We start from the raw sequence: 16,673 nt of genomic DNA, 5'->3' as shown, positions 1-16,673 counted from the left end.
TCAAATGTGACGCCGAAGGCTCAAGGTCTTCATAGTATATTTGAAAAAGAACACTAAGGGAAAGTGGTTGCGGGGGCCGGATTTGAACCGACGACCTTCGGGTTATGAGCCCGACGAGCTACCAGGCTGCTCCACCCCGCGCCTGAATCGTGGCAAATACTACGCCGATATTGCATTAAATGCAAGTTAAGACAGGTGTAAACACCGGGAACGACTGATTAGACAGACATTATAATCAATTGATTTTATTCATTGCAACTAAAAAACGCGCCCCATCTCTCTGCACCGCGATTATCCCGTGATTTTTTTTAATGATTTTGCCACGCAATGCTTTCGGTCGCCGCGAAAAGATGATTAAATGAAAACTCACTTATTTTGCATAATCATGCATTACTGATGGGTGCCTAAGCGCTTTTAGCGGTAATGTTTAGCCTATCATCATGGCGTGGCTGTTAAGTCTCTCACCATAGGTATAGTTAGCAGGGATTTATTTTATGACGACGATTCTCAAGCATCTTCCGGTTGGACAACGTATTGGCATCGCTTTCTCCGGCGGCCTCGACACCAGCGCAGCCCTGCTGTGGATGCGCCAAAAGGGCGCGGTTCCTTATGCCTACACGGCGAATCTGGGTCAGCCAGATGAGGATGACTATGAGGCTATTCCACGCCGTGCAAAAGAGTATGGGGCGGAAAATGCGCGCCTGATCGACTGCCGTAAGCAGCTGGTTGCCGAAGGCATTGCCGCTATTCAGTGCGGTGCGTTTCATAATACCACCGGCGGGCTCACCTATTTCAACACCACGCCGCTGGGCCGTGCCGTCACCGGTACTATGCTGGTTGCCGCTATGAAAGAAGATGGCGTAAACATCTGGGGCGACGGCAGCACCTATAAAGGCAACGATATCGAACGCTTCTACCGCTACGGCCTGCTGACCAACGCCGAGCTGAAGATCTATAAGCCGTGGCTCGATACCGACTTTATCGACGAGCTGGGCGGCCGTCAGGAGATGTCTGAATTTATGATCGCCTGCGGCTTTGACTATAAAATGTCAGTTGAGAAAGCCTACTCCACCGACTCCAACATGCTGGGTGCGACTCACGAAGCCAAGGACCTGGAGTTCCTCAACTCCAGCGTCAAGATCGTTAACCCGATCATGGGCGTCAAGTTCTGGGACGAGAGCGTGAAGATCCCGGCGGAAGAGGTGACCATCCGCTTCGAGCGCGGTTACCCGGTGGCGCTGAACGGCAAAACCTTCGCGGATGACGTTGAACTGATGCTGGAAGCCAACCGCATCGGCGGCCGTCACGGTCTGGGCATGAGCGATCAGATTGAGAACCGTATTATCGAAGCGAAAAGCCGTGGCATCTACGAAGCCCCGGGGATGGCCCTGCTGCACATCGCCTACGAGCGTCTGCTGACCGGTATTCACAACGAAGATACTATTGAGCAGTACCACTCCCACGGTCGCCAGCTCGGCAAGCTGCTCTATCAGGGCCGCTGGTTCGATCCGCAGGCGCTGATGCTGCGTGATGCGCTGCAGCGCTGGGTGGCGAGCGCCATTACCGGTGAGGTGACCCTGGAGCTGCGTCGTGGTAACGACTACTCCATTCTGAATACGGTCTCTGACAACCTGACCTACAAGGCAGAGCGTCTGACCATGGAGAAAGGCGACTCGGTCTTCTCACCGGACGATCGTATCGGCCAGCTGACCATGCGTAACCTGGATATCACCGATACCCGCGAGAAGCTGTTCAACTACGCTGAGACGGGCCTGATCTCCTCTTCGGCCAGCACCGGCCTGCCGCAGATGGATAGCCTTGAGCACAGCGATAAGCAGTAATATCACATTGAGGTATTAAGGGCGCATAAGCGCCCTTTTTTATGCCTGCCTGCTTAGATCCTACTTCGCCGCGTCGTTCAGTACCGCATCGAATTTATCTACCGGGCAGAAGCCATTCGCATCGACCGGACAGCCTTTCAGCGCCAGCGTTACGCGCTGTGCCGGTGCCTGTAGCGTGAGCACGTCGGCATTGCGCAGCTGTTCCGTGCTTTGATACACATACTCAATCTTCATCAGATCGCGGTTGGCGCTCTGGTCATGCCAACGTTGGAAGACGATTTTACCGCCGATCGGCGTGCGCTCGTACTGGTCATGGAGCTGGTAGGGTTTGAAATCCAGCGCCGTCAGCAGCGAGGCGATGTTGGAGTCATGCCCTACCAGCAGCGTGACCTTCGGTGCGCTGGCCCGGTCCGTCACCAGCGCCTTGTCAATATACTTCACCAGCGGTTTCGCCACGTTCTGCGCCACTGCCGTAGAGGTGAAGAGCGAATCCTGGTAGCCGTTTTTCAGCTTTGACAGCACGCGCCACTGCTGGTCGGTTTTGATCTCCCCCCAGGCAACCTGATCCATCGGGAAGCCTTCGTAATACTGTAGCGTGAAGGCATCCACCAGCGAGTTGCCCACCTTCAGCGGCCCGGAGACACCCGGTTCTTTCTCATACCCGGCGCTGAAGGTATCTTTCGGGTCGGTCAGAGAGCAGACCTGCTTCTCTTTACAGGAGGGGGAGTCGGCATAGTCTGTGATCTGCGCTAACAGCTTATAGCTTTCCTCCAGCTGCATCCCCTGACGCTCGGTCTGCATGGCCTGCACCGCCCTGTCACGGAACGCCGCGTCCTTGTCGGTAATGACGGGATTAAAGGTCGGATCCATCGTGCCCATCGCGTCCTGATGGTGGACCGGCACGTCACAGCCGGGGAACGCGCCGGTAATGAAGAACTGCGCCGTGGCGACGGTGCGCTGTAGGCTGTTGGCGTAGGCATAGACGGCATCAGTCGTCGGGCACTCTCCCGCTTTCACTAGCCCCTGCTCCGCCAGCCATTCACGCATGTAGTGCCCCATATAGACTTCAAGCACCCCGCCCTTGGTGGTGAGCTGACCGCCCGGCACGTCCCACTCAGGCCATTTGTTCGGCGTCGACTGCTGCAGCACGCTGCCGTTATCTGCCAGCGGCGCGCGCAGGTTGTGGCGGCTCATGATCAACACCTGTTGTAGCTGATAGCCTTCAGGCGTCGTTTGTGCCTGCGCACCTGCGGTTAATGCCCCGGCCAGCGCAACTGCGAGTAGTGCTCTTTTCATCCCTCATCCCTCACCTTTGTCATTGTCGCGTTCAGTGTGACAGATTGATGACAAATTTCCCGGAGCCGTTTCGCAAAGTGGGCAAGCCGCTACTGCCTAAGCTGATGCCCATATTCCTGCATCCAGTCGGCCAGCGGCGCGAGAGCCTTTTGCAGGGTAAGACCAAGGGGCGTGATTTGATACTCCACGCGGGGTGGAATTTCAGGATAGACGGTACGCGTGACCAGCCCACGCTGTTCAAATAACCGCAGCTGCTTGGTCAGCTCTTTTTGCGTAATGGGCGCAGCGGCCCGCAGCAGATCGCCAAAGCGCACCGGCTCGCTAAGGACAATCAAGCGATAGATAATCGGGATGGCCCACTTTCCGGAAAGCAGTCCGATAAAGCTAGTCATCGGGCAGGGCTCATGCTGACAATTTTTTTCTTCCGCACAGTCGAGTAATAGCGCCATTACACACCTCTTGCCTCGTTAGTATCCAATTGGTACCTGGTTTCTTTTAGATACTAACGTTTCTATAGTGCTTTCTCCAGTGTCCAATCAGGAGAAGAAAATGGGTCGTTTAGCAGATAAATATACGCTGATTACCGGCGGTACGACGGGCATCGGCCTGGCGACGGCGCAGGAGTTTATCGCCGAAGGGGCGCACGTGGCGGTGACGGGCCGTAATCCCGATACGCTTGCCGATGCGAAGCGCATTCTGGGGGATAACGCATGGGTGATCCCCGCTGACGCGGGCGATATTGCTGCGCAAAAGCAGCTGGCCCAGACGATTGCTACCCGCTGGCCGCGGCTAGATGCGCTCTTCATCAACGCAGGCGATGTTACCCACGGTGAGATCGAGGCGTGGGACGAGGCCAAATGGGATCGCCTGATGGCTATTAACCTCAAAGGCCCCTTCTTTCTGATTCAGGCCTTGCTGCCGCTGTTGAATGATCCCTCTTCGGTGATCCTCTGCGGCTCGGTTAGCGCACGCATCGGCCTGCCCGCCAGCAGCGTCTACGCCGCCAGCAAAGCCGCCCTGCTTTCGCTGGCGCGCACGCTGTCGGCCGAGCTGTTGCCGCGCGGCATCCGCGTAAACGGTCTCAGCCCCGGTCCGGTGGAAACCCCGGCGCTGGGCAAGCTTGGTCTTGATCCAGAGGCATTACGGGCTATGCAGGAGGAGATCATCAAACTGGTGCCGCTCGGAAGAATGGGTAACGTGCGTGAGATGGCAAAGGCCGCGCTGTATCTTGCGTCGGACGACTCAAGCTATACGGTGGGGACCGATCTGCTGGTCGATGGCGGCGTCGGCAGCCTGTAACCCTGTGCGGGGCCTGCGGGCCCCTTTTTAACATCTTACCCGGTCTGGATCTGCAACAGAGTCAGGTTGCCACTCATTACCGCGCCGGTATCAATGTAGTACTGATTGGCAAAGCGTTGCGCCTTACGCAGCGGCGTGTGGCCAAAGATAAAGAGATCGGCACCGTGAATATCTTTCACCCTGCCCGCCTGAGAGGCAGCCAGCCGATCCCGGTTCCAGAGGATCTGGCCTTCGTCTACCGGGGTGCCAAAAACATAGGTATCGTCGGGGTAGTCAGCGTGACACACAATCACTTTTTTACCCTGCGTGGTCACTTCAACGATCAGCGGTAGCGCAGCGATATGGGGCAGGAGCGCTCTGGCCTGTTGCTCCTGCTCATCATCAAGATTGAAAAACCAGCTACCGCCGTTCATCCGCCAGTGGCTGGCGCTGCCGTTATGGAGCAGGCAGTTCAGCATCATCTGCTCATGGTTGCCGCGCACTGCCCGGCACCAGGGACAGGTGACCAGCGTCATGCACTCCACGTTCTCTACGCCGCGATCGGTGAGATCGCCTACGGAAATCAGCAGATCCTGCGACGTGTCGAACTCAACGAAGCTCAGTTTATTCAACAGCAGGCTGTAGCAGCCGTGAAGGTCGCCGGTAACCCAGATGTTGCGCCATGCCGCGCCGTCGAGCCGCTGCCAGGTCATGAGACTGTACCGTACAGGAGTGGTTGTTGTTTTAAGCAGTATAGCCGGGGGAGAATGAGAGAAAGCGCGCGCCGCTGTTTTCGTGAGGTACAGACGAAAAAAAAGAGATCTTGCGATCTCTTTTCTCTGGAATATTGGTACCGAGGATGGGACTCGAACCCACAAGCCCGTTAGGGCACTACCACCTCAAGGTAGCGTGTCTACCAATTCCACCACCTCGGTACGGAATACTTACTGTGGGATATCGCTGGTCGGCTTGTTAGCCGGCGCTGCGGGTTGAGTCTGCTCAGATTTCGCTGGCGCGCTCAGATTTTCCCACTCGCTCCCTTTGTTGGTTTTATTGCTGTTAATGTTACCCAGCACCAGACTGATAATGAAGAACAGGGTAGCCAATACAGCGGTCATACGGGTCATGAAGTTACCAGAACCACTTGAACCGAACAGCGTACCGGAAGCGCCTGCACCAAAGGAGGCTCCCATATCAGCGCCTTTGCCTTGCTGCAGCATGACCAGACCCACAAGGCCAATCGCCACAATAAGGAAAACTACTAAAAGAGCTTCGTACATAATCAACCTGTTCCTTGCGGAGTTGCCGCATAACTTAAGCTTCAAACCCTTAATGGATTTCAAACCAAAAGCGGGAGTTAATGTTATTTCCCACTTGAGCGGGTGTGAATACTAACCAAAGCGCATGACCTGCGCAAGGGCAATTTTGCCGCATTGTATCAACTGCGGAAAAAAAGAGCAAAAGCCAGATAGAAAGGCGATTCAATGCACTAACTGCGCATAAAACAGACGCTTACCGACGGGCTTTTTTTGGGTCCGCCTTCACTAATTTGTACTTGCCGTACTTGCGTACGATCCGCCAGACGTCGTCTCCCTGCTCGATGGGTTCATTGAGGCTGTAGAACGTCGTTTTGTTACCCTGGCGAACCCCTACCTGTAATCCCTCCCCCTCCCCGCTGACCAGCGTAACGATCGGCGTCATATCCATTTCAGGCGTGCCCGCTGGTTTTTCGGTCGCTGCGGGCACAGGCGTACGGCCTGCCGGGGTAGCTATCATACTCAGGGGATCGATAGCCTGCTGATTGTGGCTCAGCGCCAGATGCAGATGCGGGCCGGTCGTGCGCCCCGTTGCGCCAGACAGCGCCATCATCGCCCCCTGCTTGAGCTGCTCACCTTTATGGACGCCGATTTTATTGAGGTGAAGATAGCGGCTGCGCCAGCCCTTACCGTGGTCAAGGGTAACAAAAAAGCCGGTTAGCGGCTCATAACCGGTCTCGATTACCTGACCGTCTGCAATGGCCATCACCTCACTGCCTAAGGGCGCACGAAGATCAACGCCTTTATGGTCAAGTAAAGCATGTTCAAGCGGATGAAAACGCATGCCGAACTGCGAGGTCACGTGAGGTGTACCGGAAAGCGGCCAGCTAAATTGGGGAGCCGCTTGCTGGGGGAGCCTGAAGACAGCCTTTTGTAAAGGGAGCGACGCGGATCCCGGCAGAGGAAAAACGCTGACCAGAAGAAAGAACAGAAACGTCAGAATAGGCATCAGTGAAGCACCTCCATGTGCAAAATCAGCAGCGCGGTAACCGCAATAGCAGGCCCGAAAGGAAGATAGGGATTGGTTGTATTAAGACGACGAAATGGCGGCAGACCACGAATAAAAAAGGCCAGCACGCCCAGCACTGCCGATCCCAGCATCAGCTCCGCAATATGGTTAAGACCCACCCAGGCCGCGCAGGCGGTATAAAGCTTAACGTCGCCGCCGCCCAGCCCCTCCCGCTTCCCGAGCCATGCATACCCATGCGCCAGCAGCCAGGTGAACGCGCCAATAACGATGGCTCCCATTACGCTATCCCGCGGCGACACGGGAATAATATTCAACACCGAGGCGGCAAGCCCCAGCCAAAGCAGGGGGTAAACCAAACCGTCCGGCAGCAGAAACGTCTTGATATCGATAACGGCGAGCGTATACGCCAGGCAAAAAAAGCAGGCCAGAAAGAGGATCTGTATCAGGGTAAATTGCGGAAAGTAGCCCGTCACCAGCGCAAAAAAAACCATCCCGGTAGCTAACTCGCTAAGCGGATAGAGAGCCGGAATGGCGCATTTACAGTAGCGGCAGCGGCCTCTCAGTAGCAGCCAGCTAAACAGGGGAATATTATCCCACGGCATAACCGCATGCTGGCAGTGCGGACAGTGCGATGGCGGCCACCACAGATTAACGTCAGGCCGATCGCTTTGGATAGCCTTCTCCGTCACGCTGCGCATCATCATAATGGGCAGGCGATAGATCACGACGTTAAGAAAGCTGCCGATGAATAACCCCAGGCCCAGCGCAAGCCACGGATACCACGCTGTGATTATTGTTTCTATACGCATCGGGGATTAACGCTTAACGGCGCAACGGGAGATATAGGCTTTAACGTTCTTGATATCTGCCGATGAAAAATGTGCGGAACGCGGTGCCTCGGTATAAGAAACAACCTCTGCATGCGGCTCTACGCCGCCGGGGTGAGAAGCCGCATGCTGATTTCCATCAAGCGTGACGTTCAGACTGGAGAAATCGATCATATTGATATTTTCAGGTAAATACGCCGGGCCAACCTTGTGGTGCGGTTGAGAGGTGATTACTGGCGTTGCTACACCACGGTAATGCAAGCTGCCTACCATATCGCCGGCGACGGTTTCATGCCTGCTGCGCTGATACTGAATAAGGAGCGGCCGGGTATAGTCGTCATTAACGTTATGACCACCCTGGGCGTCTTTATTAAAGACTTCAATTGTCAGCAGACGCAGGTTACGCGAGGGTATCCAGACTATAGCATTGCTGCTGGCACGCCCGGCGCTTAGCGACCCGGAGACCGAATAGATATGGCTGCTTCTGTAATCTGCATCCTTGACGATAGCGCCGTACTGCGACACCTTGCCCATGTGTCCCGGCTTCGTCCAGTAATCTGCAGCATAGCAGGTGGTATCCAGGCACTTTACCTGACTGCTGTCATTGGTGTGGATTACGGGAGCCACACTCGTTACTGGCGGCAGGGGAAATACCTCCTCTTTCTCATTTAACACATAAATAATGTTATAGAGAAAGGTCGCTTTTCCCGCGTCGCTCGCGTTTAAAATAATGGGAAACGATCGTGACAAATAGTCACAATGCGGCGGTGCAAACCGATAGCCCGCAACGGCATTGCCCGCTGCGCCCATAAAAATAAGACCCGCCATAACCGATGTGCTTTTTAAATAATGTAACATGTATCGTCCTGGAATTATCCTGTGGCTTTAGATAGCGTATCCATAAGGGCAAACAGTCCGAGAAAGACCCATATCACGCAGCCACCTAGCGTTAGCGTTGCCATATTTTTTAAAAAGGCAGCAAGCTTTTTAATATACTCATGAATATGTTCACGCGATCTCTCAGAGACGGAGAGCAGTACCTCATTAAACGAAGGCAGGTCAGCATAGAGGCTGATATTAAGCAGCTCTTCTACACCCAGCAGCCCGGAATCCAGCGCTTTGCCATAGTTCAGGCCCTGAGCCATTTTGCCAAGCATGGTATCCAGGTGCCACCGTAGCCAGCGGTTAGCATTAGACTGCACAATAACAATGGCGTCGGTCAGAGGGATATTATTGCTCAGCATCAGCGACAGGTTATTTAAGAAGACCGATGATGTTAGCTGCCGATAGGTTGAAAACGGCAATATCTTGTCTAACGCCCTATTACGTAGCGCGCCGTTCAGGTTCGCCATCGCAAACTTTGTCAGTAAAACAATACAGATAAAGCTGATAACAATTTTTAGCCACAGCCCCTCATAGAGCGCCTCGCCAAAATGATAAAGGCTCTGGGTAATGCCCGGCCACCGTTCCACAGGCAGCACCGAGGCAAACGCCGGGAAGACCTTTTCCGCATAGCCAGCAATCACCACTAACGACAGCGAAATCATAATCAGCGGAAACGTCAGGGCGCTGATGATTTTCTTACGCAGCTCATCGTGATATTTAATGATTGAAACAAGGGTAAAAAAACCCTCCGCCAGGCTGCCACTTTTTTCTGCCGCGGTAATTAAGCTCAATTCGGTAGTAGGAACCGCACCGGTAAAAACGGCGGACACGGAGGTTTCCTGTTTCATCTGAGTAATTAACAGCAGCAGTTTCTGGCTAAATCTTTTACCTAATAGCGCCTGCCCTTCAGTCTGCAATTTATTTAGCGAATCATAGAGCGGCAGTCCGGCTTTGATCATATCGCCACAAAACTGATAGATGTAGATGCGCTGTTTTTTAGTGAATTTTTTCAACGATAAGCTCCAGATCTTCAGGGGAGATGACGCCGAACTCCATAGCAAACCAACAGGCATCGACCTGGCCCTGTAATACTTTCGCCATCACCTTTTCACGTATTTCAAAGCCCTCGGTCAGGCCGTTAGCGGTATAGCGCTTTTTACGCCACAGCGTGAAAACCTGTAGCCACGCCTGCTGGGATATGGCCGCCAGCTCTTCATAGCCGGGTAGAAAATATTCCATGGCGATTTGCCGGCCTTTGATACCGCTCTGCTTACACGCCACACATCCCTCTTCACTGGCGGTATAGAGCGTGAACTTTTTGCCAGCAACGGTTTTTAGCTTGTGTACTTTTTTACAGCTGTCGCAAAGCACCGGGATCAGCTTCTGGCACTGTAGACCCGCTATAAAACCTGGTGTAGACAGCTTATCGCTACCGATGCCCAGCGCCGACATGCGCTGTAGCAGCGAGACAATGCTCCCAGCATGAACGGTGGTGAAGCAGTAATGGCCGCTCTCCACTGCGCCTGCTAAGGCATTGGCCGACACGCTGTCACGGATCTCCCCCACCATCAACACGTCAGGATCGCGGCGTAACGCTGACTTTATTGCCGCGTGAAAACCGCCGTCCTCACCGCTGACCACCGAGCTCTGTTTCGCGCCGTAGATCTGATACTCCACCGGATCCTCCACCGTCAGGAAACAGCCTCGGTCTTCATAGCGATTGATTTGCAGCCACTCCATGAGGTTTTTCAGGGTGGTGGATTTCCCCGAGCCGGTAGTGCCAGCGATGACATAGGCACCATAGGGATTGCTGAGGATCTTTTTCAGATCCGCCATCTCAGCGGGCGAAACGCCAATTTTATCCAGCGAACCCAATCCCTCTTTTTGTAGTCCCGAGGGAATAATACGCAGCACCGCGTGATAGCAGTCCGGTGACTCGCCAAAAATGGGAAAGTGGGCGTAGCGAAAACGGTAAGGTTTTCCCTCAAGGTTGTAGAGAATATTGGCGTTTTGCGGAATAGCCCGGTTCCAGGTGGTATCCCGCGTCGTTGCCTCCACGTTATAGAGCACAAAAACCATCTCATCGCACTGGGCAGCTTTCACCTGCATAAATGGCGTCAGTACGCCGTTCACGCGCGCTTCGAAGACGGCCAGTACATCGTTACGCGTGATATGCAGATCGCTGGCTCCCATCGACACCACGCGCTGGAGTACGCTGGCAAGCCGTCGCTGGGTATCGGTGATATCAATCGCGCTTTGTGCGGCGGTAATCTGCTTTAGCGAGATAAATTCGATTACCTTGTAATACTGATCTTCACTTACCTGCGCCAGGCCAGAGACCAAACGCTTATGCAGCGTCCCCAGACGCGCTATCTGAATTTGGTACTCAAAAAGCCTGTCGATATCTACCGTGTTGATCAGCAGATACTCTTTACCCGCATGGGCGGCGGTAATGCCAATACCGTCAAACTCATGGAAATCCCACGCGCCCATCAAGAGATCATCGGGCGCGATACGCACATAGTCTACACTCACCGGCCGGTTTCCTTGATAGCCAGGCCTGAGGTCTTGTCTCTTACCAGCTGGAACTGGCGGCCATCGAGCGTAAAGCGCTCGCCCGGGCTTACGTAGCGCAGACTGCTGCCATCGGCACTGCTTACCGCGACGCGCGACAGGCCGCCAATGTTGGATTCCAACAGTAAGTGCGGTGAGCCGCTATTGGACTGCGAGGTACCATTCTCTTCAGGCATGGCTATCGGCTGCGTCCTTGCCTGCACGCTGTCTTCGCCACGAAGTTTGCGGATCTCGCTCTTCATCCTTTCCAATTCAAGCTCGTTAGCCACGTCGCGCTTTTTAACCTCCCAGGCATAATCCTCTTCTACCATCTGCTGGATATGCTGCTGCATTGCGCTCTCGGGAACCGGTGGCGCAGGGGGGAGATCGGTTGTCGGTGCGGCCTGAGCCATCCCCGATCCCAGCAAGAACAGGCCTGCTGTTAAATGTCTGTTTACGCTTTGCATACTAATCCTCCGGAAATTTTGATGCCTTTATCATTGGACTCTATTTTTTTAATTAAAAAAGCATCTCGATACGCCTGTTTATAGAGCGCAAGCTGGGCATTAATTTCTGACGCGCCCGCAGAAAAACGATCTTGATCGTTACCGATCTGCATCTCCCAGCTGGCGTTCATCAAGCCGCGGAATGACACATGGCCTGCCAGCGCCGCCTCTTCGTCTTTTACCGCTGAGGTAGGATAGCTTTTAAAAAGAATGATGCCGTCGCGCAGGACTTTATTACTCTTCTCTGTGTTCAACAGCGAGTTATAGGTATTTACATATGTTATTATTTCATTGCAGCTGTGCAGGCTTAACGCCTGCTTCCTGCTCCACTGAATAAACAGCTTATTTTCTGTAACGGGCAGAGCCAGCCTGCTATATTCAAAATCGTTTGCTGGGGCCCGATCCTTTTCTCGTCTTACCGGTACGGAGGCCGAGTACGCCTTGCCAAAAAAATTGATAACGGGAAAAGTCAGGATGGTGCCCTGTTCAATGTTAAAACCAACTGCACAACTTTTGGTATCACAGATAAAGTTTCTTTTTTTAATGGCGACACCCAGTGCCGACAGGGTTAACGTAGTCTGACGGATCTCTTCCAGCACGTTAATAGCTTGAGGGATCTCTACACCAGTGAGAGACTTTTTATAAAAGGAGGCAATATCGGCCAGACCGGCCTGCTTTTTACGCAACGCCTGCTGCTGCGCGGCGCGCTTTTCATCAGCAGGAACTTTTACCCCATAGTACCACCATGCAAACGCGCCAATAGTAATGATAAACAGGCTAGCAACGATCGCAGCGATAGCGATGACCGGCGAATTATACCCTCTCCTTACTTTCCAGAAATAAATCTTCTCCAGCATAGATTATCCGTTTATATATAAATGAAGTATGGTTCCTATGAGGGCAAGTAAAATAGCGCCCGCGCACGTGCTAACCGTCATAATGAATCGTCGCTTCCGCTTAAGAGACAGCTGATGCATGCGGCAGCGCTCAATCACTGCCTCAAGATGTAAAGAGGTAAGCGGCGTAAACTCAAGATGCTCATAGATACCCAGATGCGTCATCAATTCATCAAAGAGGCTGCGTGCCATAAAGCAGTCTGTGCCGCTCACTATCCGCCCGCCCTTGATAATTAATAGATAGGTCACCTCATCACTCTCATGAGAAAAATAAATCCCATCGCCGAACAAATTTTTAATATAGAGGGCAAAAGGTTCATACGCGGTGGATACCTTGCTGCAATAACCCGTTGCAATCCTGCCTTCATCGTCGCGATAGATAAGCTTTCGGTTTGCTTTAACCATGCCACGAAACGACGCCTGCGTCGGCAGGCCGAGATAAGACATATCCTCTGCCTCCCACAACAGCTCGGTCAGGATATTCTCTCTAAGTAATTGCTCGTTCACCGTCTTTGCCTCCCCATTAGCGAGAGGTAATCGGCTGGCGATAGTAGTCGATGCCGATGACCATCACGACCGTGGCCGAAGCGTCATCACTGTTGTCATCCACCCCCAGCACCTGATACTGCAGCCCGCCGTTTTCATTTTTGATGTCGTACTTGGCCACCATCAGCAGATCGCCAGGCATAATGATCGACGAGTTAAAGGACTCGGTGGTGCTAACAGAGGGGAGCTGCACGTCGTCATACTCCTCGATGCCTTCCAGGTAGCGCTTGGTGAAGCCATTCACTACTTCTATACGTCCGTCAGAAAGCACACGGGGCGTGATAATAAAACTGGTCCCGGTCACGACGGTGCCGGTTTCAACATCGACGTTTTCTTCACCGTTATCATCTACCGTACGCGTTCTGCTCGAGACGTAATTTTTGGAGCGGGTCATATTCAGCGGGACCGGCATATTATTGCGGGTGATAAACGAACCGCTTTGCAGGGATCGGCTACCGGTAAGCTTGTAGAGCGCATCCAGCCCGCTGTTGATATCAACATTGCTGTTTTTCCAGCCAACCGAGACGCCGTTGGTCAGGGAGTCCAGCATAGATGACGTGATTTTCATCGAGCTTGTCCCGTCATCAAACGAGAATCCGAGCCCCGCCTGCAGCTGTTTTACCTTCGATTTATCGAGGGTAAAAATTTTATAGGTAACAATAAACTGGCGGCTGTTATCGGCTTTATATTTATCCAACGCCTTACTTAACGCTTCATACTCGGATGGCCGCGAGTTAACCATCAGAATGGACGTATCTTTAAAGAGGTTGTAGTTTCCGGAAGTGACATAGTTTTTCGCCATATCCTCTACGTCATCCCAGAACGACGATTCGAACTTAGTTTCTGTTTTACCGGTTAACCCACCGTTAGACGTTGCTTCGTTACCCGAGAGATCGAGGGTCGTTTCCGACTTATTGTTCTCGCCATAGAAGTCCAGCTTAACAACGTAGGTCTCATAGACGTTTATTTTGAGCACGTTATTGCCGTCAAGTTTAGGGCTGACGTCATACAGCGAAGCGATATAGCGCATAAACTCTTCAAAGGTGCCGTCAAAGTTCACGCTATGAGGCGTATCCCAGGCATTATCCTCCTCGCCGACTTTCGTGTCGCCCATGGCTTTATCATTGATGCGGTAGCTGATACCCGTTTGCGCGGCAACCGCGTCTAAAATAATGGACAGGGTAGCCGGCTCATAGGACGAGATTTTAACGTGCTTGCTTAGCAGCTTCTGCTGCTCCACACTGTACTCAACCTTTTGACCTAAAAAAGCACTATCATATTTAATATAGGGTTTCGCTTTTGAGGCTTCCTGCGTGGTCGCATCAGAAAATGTTTTTTTTACATCATCATTGGCATCGAACTTCTTTTCAAAATCGCCAACGCAGCCCTGTGCCAATAGGGCCAGTAGCAGCACCCCTGCTTTAATTTTCATGATATATCCGTATAATTACATTTCGTCGATGACAATAACGCGGTTTTTCTCGTACTTCTTCACCACCAGCCCATAGTTTTCAGAAAAGAAAAGCTCGCCCAGGGCCTGTAAAATATCGTCGTCGGTCTTACCTGTTAGGGTAATATCGTTATATACGAGGTAGTCTTTTTTGCTGTTCCAGAAAAGCTTATAGCCGTTTGCGGACACCCAGTCTTTTACCCCTTGGCTTAACAGTTCATTCTCCTGAATAACCATCGGGAGAATACCCGTAGGCTCCGAATCGTGAAATGGGTTTTTCCCTTGCTGTGCCGCCGAAACACTTAGGGGTATACAGGCTGTAAAAAGCAGCGCGCACAATAAACAGTTTATGTAACGCATATGTATTCCTTTAAAACGTATCCTGATTATATTATTGATACTGATATGAATCTAACAGATCCGCTGGCGTGCCCGGCTGAGGTATCGTGCTGCACCAGCGGCTTACGGTATAGGATACTGACCCAGGATCGACGACATTAACGCCTTCGCCAGAGTCACCATCAAACATGCCAAGGGTTGAGCTAATAATCCATATATATTTATAATTAGGATATATAGCATGGTCGCCCTCATTACGGCCCGGACTTCCCCCTTTTTCAGTGAGATCCTGCTTCGCAAATTCGGTCTGAACCGAGATCCCTGCTAGCTGACCTACTGATATATTGGGTGACAATCTATTCCTGTTACTTTTTGGATCGCTATATAAACCCGTTCCATTACTAGCTCTATAGGCAGAGACAGAAGAGATGGCAACGCTCAGACGTGGATAAAGCTTACGTAGAACCTTAACCGTGCGCGGCTTATTCTCTGCATCAACAAGCGCTTTACCGCTGCCGTCACGCAAAGTAATTTCTTGTTCTACCTGCGGACACGTTTGCACAGGATAGCGCACGTTACCTGAATCGTTGCCTGAATTATCACTGTTATATACGCCACTTCTGCTGTCATCATATGATGGCCGATAGCTATCATCACGCTCTATTGGGCCGCCGTTCATACCGCCATGGGAAATATAATCAACGATCGCAGGCGTGACTAACTCAAACGCATCGTAAGTATAGGGCACGTAGAGATAAAGGTTATAATCCATACCGTTACCCATTTTGGCTGCTTCGAGATCGTTCATATAGTAATCGCCAATAAACGATTGCGAATTGCCGTCCTTATACTGATAAAAGGTTGGATTGCCTGCCGAGTCCAATACTAAATTGCCGCCATAGCTACGCTGAAATAGATACACCTTACGCGCCGTATTCTCCATGACCACGTTCGCCTGCAGCGTGCCAAGCTTCTGATCGCCATTCGTGTTCTTAACATCTTTCATATTCAGCGCGAGTACCGTATTTTCACCATGCGTGCCGGTGCCGGTGCGCGGTTCGTAACACATCTCTACTTGGCTATCGTCCGAGTTCCAGCACATATCGCCACTGCCGCCGCTGGCAGCTGTGCCGCTGTCGTTATCGTTCAGATCAAAGGTAAAGCGAACGCCAAACTCGCCGGTAGTGTAGCCATTTAAGGTATTCATGTTGCTGGCCACGGAGCCAAACTCAACGGGCGTTTTGCCATCGCTATTTTTCGTCACCAGCTGCCAATTGGCACCGGGTGACTCGCGATGCACGACCCACGCATGCGAGGGCGTATTCCCTGCGTCTGAAAAGGCCTGCGCCAGCGCAGGCTGAAAACGGTCAAAATCCAGTAAATGGCTCGACCCGCCCGTGTTAAATTCAACGACAACGTCAATCTGATTAATATTGCTTTGCTGACTCTCTAGATCGCTACCACGAAAGCCAACCCGCTCAATGTGCGCCACGCTGTTTTTTGCTGCACTACTCATCCAACAGGGGAGATACTCTTTTTCAAACGCATAGTTTGATTTGAGCGTCGTTTTACAGCTGCTACTAATAAAGCGATAGCGCTGCTGCTGGCTGGCATCGCTGCCGTCACCCCACAGGTAGTATTCGTTTTTGCTACCGGTATCAACATCGTTAACGTCGTTGCTTAAGCGCACCTGATAATCAGCATCCGGCGTCTCGGTGTTATAGAGCGGGTTACTTATCTCTTCGGTCTTATTTGATTCCTCATCCGTGATAACCATGTCAGGATCTCTGACGAAGTTGATAACGCCTTTCATCTCCTGCACCAATGTCGCAGCGATAGTATGCTGAGATGCACGATCTGCCTGCTTGCGTACATAGCGGGTATACATTGTTAGAATACCACCTGCAATCGCCATAACAATGATGATTTCCAGCAATGAAAACCCACTCTCTTTACGCCTAACCATTAAA

17 protein-coding genes and 2 tRNA genes are annotated in these 16,673 nt (G+C 52.2%); 2 read left to right on the top strand and 17 right to left on the bottom strand.

The genetic code is table 11. The features are described 5' to 3' along the window. Nucleotides 1-64: 64 nt before the first annotated feature. A tRNA-Met gene (locus tag EV102420_RS06400) sits at nucleotides 65-141 on the bottom strand. A gap of 353 nt (nucleotides 142-494) precedes the next feature. On the opposite strand from EV102420_RS06400, the gene argG reads away from it, so the two are divergent. After that, the gene (argG, locus tag EV102420_RS06395) at nucleotides 495-1,841 is read left to right on the top strand and encodes an argininosuccinate synthase (protein ID WP_042390140.1); all 1,347 of its coding nucleotides are present in this window, start codon (nucleotides 495-497) and stop codon (nucleotides 1,839-1,841) included. Nucleotides 1,842-1,901: 60 nt separating this feature from the next. On the opposite strand, the gene agp is transcribed toward argG, so the two are convergent. Beyond that, nucleotides 1,902-3,137 carry a bifunctional glucose-1-phosphatase/inositol phosphatase gene (gene agp, locus EV102420_RS06390; protein WP_042390138.1) on the bottom strand — a complete coding sequence of 412 codons (1,236 nt, stop codon included), beginning with the start codon at nucleotides 3,135-3,137 and terminating at the stop codon, nucleotides 1,902-1,904. Nucleotides 3,138-3,226: 89 nt separating this feature from the next. Further along, the gene (locus tag EV102420_RS06385; RefSeq protein WP_042390136.1) at nucleotides 3,227-3,586 is read right to left on the bottom strand and encodes a winged helix-turn-helix transcriptional regulator; all 360 of its coding nucleotides are present in this window, start codon (nucleotides 3,584-3,586) and stop codon (nucleotides 3,227-3,229) included. Nucleotides 3,587-3,686: 100 nt separating this feature from the next. Here EV102420_RS06385 and EV102420_RS06380 point away from each other — a divergent pair, with 100 nt between their 5' ends. After that, the gene (locus EV102420_RS06380; RefSeq protein WP_042390133.1) at nucleotides 3,687-4,436 is read left to right on the top strand and encodes an SDR family oxidoreductase; all 750 of its coding nucleotides are present in this window, start codon (nucleotides 3,687-3,689) and stop codon (nucleotides 4,434-4,436) included. A gap of 35 nt (nucleotides 4,437-4,471) precedes the next feature. Here EV102420_RS06380 and EV102420_RS06375 read toward each other — a convergent pair whose 3' ends face one another. The 14 genes from EV102420_RS06375 to EV102420_RS06310 all read right to left on the bottom strand — a co-directional run bounded on the left by EV102420_RS06375 (nucleotide 4,472) and on the right by EV102420_RS06310 (nucleotide 16,669). Further along, nucleotides 4,472-5,128, bottom strand: coding sequence for a metallophosphoesterase (locus tag EV102420_RS06375; protein ID WP_042390132.1), 657 nt, complete (start codon nucleotides 5,126-5,128; stop codon nucleotides 4,472-4,474). Between the two features lie 135 nt (nucleotides 5,129-5,263). After that, nucleotides 5,264-5,350 (bottom strand) — tRNA-Leu (locus EV102420_RS06370). Between the two features lie 9 nt (nucleotides 5,351-5,359). Further along, nucleotides 5,360-5,695 carry a preprotein translocase subunit SecG gene (secG, locus tag EV102420_RS06365; RefSeq protein ID WP_042390130.1) on the bottom strand — a complete coding sequence of 112 codons (336 nt, stop codon included), beginning with the start codon at nucleotides 5,693-5,695 and terminating at the stop codon, nucleotides 5,360-5,362. A gap of 232 nt (nucleotides 5,696-5,927) precedes the next feature. Then, complete coding sequence (locus EV102420_RS20850; RefSeq protein WP_052512326.1) at nucleotides 5,928-6,533, bottom strand: M23 family metallopeptidase; 606 nt, start codon at nucleotides 6,531-6,533, stop codon at nucleotides 5,928-5,930. 146 nt (nucleotides 6,534-6,679) lie between these two features. Beyond that, the gene (locus EV102420_RS06355) at nucleotides 6,680-7,510 is read right to left on the bottom strand and encodes a prepilin peptidase (RefSeq protein WP_042390128.1); all 831 of its coding nucleotides are present in this window, start codon (nucleotides 7,508-7,510) and stop codon (nucleotides 6,680-6,682) included. 6 nt (nucleotides 7,511-7,516) lie between these two features. Beyond that, nucleotides 7,517-8,386 (bottom strand): hypothetical protein, encoded by an 870-nt coding sequence (locus EV102420_RS06350; protein ID WP_042390126.1) that lies wholly within the window; start codon nucleotides 8,384-8,386, stop codon nucleotides 7,517-7,519. 14 nt (nucleotides 8,387-8,400) lie between these two features. Further along, complete coding sequence (locus tag EV102420_RS06345) at nucleotides 8,401-9,426, bottom strand: type II secretion system F family protein (protein WP_042390124.1); 1,026 nt, start codon at nucleotides 9,424-9,426, stop codon at nucleotides 8,401-8,403. Then, nucleotides 9,410-10,906, bottom strand: coding sequence for an ATPase, T2SS/T4P/T4SS family (locus tag EV102420_RS06340; protein ID WP_106403908.1), 1,497 nt, complete (start codon nucleotides 10,904-10,906; stop codon nucleotides 9,410-9,412). The genes EV102420_RS06345 and EV102420_RS06340 overlap by 17 nt, the downstream gene beginning before the upstream one ends. Nucleotides 10,907-10,944: 38 nt before the next feature. Beyond that, on the bottom strand, nucleotides 10,945-11,433 hold the full coding sequence (locus EV102420_RS06335) for a hypothetical protein (RefSeq protein ID WP_131405994.1): 489 nt from the start codon (nucleotides 11,431-11,433) through the stop codon (nucleotides 10,945-10,947). Continuing rightward, nucleotides 11,421-12,329 (bottom strand): hypothetical protein, encoded by a 909-nt coding sequence (locus EV102420_RS06330; RefSeq protein ID WP_042390118.1) that lies wholly within the window; start codon nucleotides 12,327-12,329, stop codon nucleotides 11,421-11,423. The genes EV102420_RS06335 and EV102420_RS06330 overlap by 13 nt, the downstream gene beginning before the upstream one ends. 3 nt (nucleotides 12,330-12,332) lie before the next feature. Beyond that, entirely contained in the window at nucleotides 12,333-12,875 is a 543-nt protein-coding gene (locus tag EV102420_RS06325) for a hypothetical protein (RefSeq protein WP_052512325.1), read from the bottom strand. A gap of 16 nt (nucleotides 12,876-12,891) precedes the next feature. Beyond that, a complete protein-coding gene (locus EV102420_RS06320) occupies nucleotides 12,892-14,346 on the bottom strand; it encodes a hypothetical protein (protein WP_042390116.1) in 1,455 nt (484 codons plus the stop codon). Nucleotides 14,347-14,361: 15 nt separating this feature from the next. After that, nucleotides 14,362-14,724 carry a TcpQ domain-containing protein gene (locus EV102420_RS06315; protein ID WP_077776496.1) on the bottom strand — a complete coding sequence of 121 codons (363 nt, stop codon included), beginning with the start codon at nucleotides 14,722-14,724 and terminating at the stop codon, nucleotides 14,362-14,364. A 31-nt stretch (nucleotides 14,725-14,755) separates the two neighbouring features. Beyond that, nucleotides 14,756-16,669: a type IV pilus modification PilV family protein gene (locus tag EV102420_RS06310; RefSeq protein WP_165570654.1), complete on the bottom strand. Its 1,914-nt coding sequence runs from the start codon at nucleotides 16,667-16,669 to the stop codon at nucleotides 14,756-14,758. Nucleotides 16,670-16,673 lie beyond the last annotated feature (4 nt).

The sequence above is a fragment of the Pseudescherichia vulneris NBRC 102420 genome (genome assembly GCF_000759795.1).
Classification (GTDB): domain Bacteria; phylum Pseudomonadota; class Gammaproteobacteria; order Enterobacterales; family Enterobacteriaceae; genus Pseudescherichia; species Pseudescherichia vulneris.
This window is presented reverse-complemented; position numbering and strand designations above follow the sequence as displayed.